Below are 1,334 nucleotides of genomic sequence, written 5' to 3'. Positions count from 1 at the left end.
CCGAGCGCGCGCGCGCGGGCTTCGTCGGCTCCGCCACCTGCGCCGGCTGCCACGCCGCCGAGGCCGCCGCCTGGCGGGAGAGCGACCACGCCCGCGCCATGGCGGCGGCGACACCGGCCACGGTGCTCGGCGACTTCGCCGGCCAGACGCTCACGGACGGGCACCACGCCGCAACCTTCCTGCGCGACGGCGACCGCTTCGCGGTGCGCACCGACGGCCCGGGCGGCACGGTCGCGGACTTCCAGGTCAGCGAGACCTTCGGGGTCGATCCGCTGCAGCAGTATCTCGTGCTGTTCCCCGACGGCCGCCGCCAGCCGCTGCCCTGGGCCTGGGACAGCCGCCCGCGCAGCGCAGGCGGCCAGCGCTGGTACCACCTGATGGCACAGCAGCCGCTGCGCGCCGGCGATCCGCTGCACTGGACCGGGCGCGACCAGACCTGGAACTTCATGTGCGCGTCCTGCCACTCGACCGGCCTGGTGCGCGGCTACGACGCGGCGCGCGACCGCTACGACACCACCTGGACGGAGATCGCCGTCGGTTGCGAATCCTGCCACGGCCCGGGTGCCGCGCATGTCGCCTGGGCCCGGGCTGGCGCGCCCGCCGCGGATCCGCATCGCGCACTGTCCGTCTGGCTGCGCGACGGGTCCGGCGGCGCCTGGCGCTTCGCGGAAGGCGACCCACGCGGGATCGCCCGCTGGGAGGGCCCGCCGCGGCAGTCCACCGCCGCCCAGGTCGAGACCTGCGCGCCCTGCCACGCCCGCGCCCGCCCGATCGTGCCGGACCCTCTGCCCGGCGCGCGCTTCCTCGACACCCATGCGCCGCTGCTGCTGACCCGCGGCGAGTACCACGCCGACGGCCAGATCCAGGGCGAGGTCTTCGAATGGGGCAGCTTCGCGCAGAGCCGCATGCAGCGCGCCGGCGTCGTCTGCGCCGATTGCCACCAGCCGCACAGCGGCCGGCTGCGCGCCGAGGGCAACGCGGTCTGCGCGCAATGTCACCTGCCGGCGCGCTTCGATACGGCGGAGCACCACCGGCACCCGCCAGGCAGCGCCGGCGCGCAATGCGCCGCCTGCCACATGCCGGCCGTGACCTACATGGGCGTGGACCGCCGCCGCGACCACGCCTTCAGCATCCCCCGCCCCGACGTCTCGGCGGCAATCGGCGCGCCGGACACCTGCACATCCTGCCATGCCGGGCAGACGCAGGCCTGGGCCGCGGCCCAACTCGCCGCCTGGCACGGACCGCCGCGCGGCGGTCCGCATCCGGCGCTGGCGATCCAGGCCGGCCGCGAGGGTGCGCGCGGCGCCGACGCCGCGCTGGCACGCCTGGCGCTG

1 protein-coding gene is annotated in these 1,334 nt (G+C 76.7%); it reads left to right on the top strand.

The window, feature by feature from the left end; genetic code table 11:
• Nucleotides 1-1,334, top strand: a 1,334-nt coding sequence (locus tag OZN99_RS31735; protein WP_270939173.1) for a cytochrome c3 family protein, incomplete at both ends; no start/stop codon positions are given.

It is taken from the genome of Falsiroseomonas oryzae (assembly GCF_027856955.1).
GTDB lineage: Bacteria > Pseudomonadota > Alphaproteobacteria > Acetobacterales > Acetobacteraceae > Falsiroseomonas > Falsiroseomonas oryzae.
This window is presented reverse-complemented; position numbering and strand designations above follow the sequence as displayed.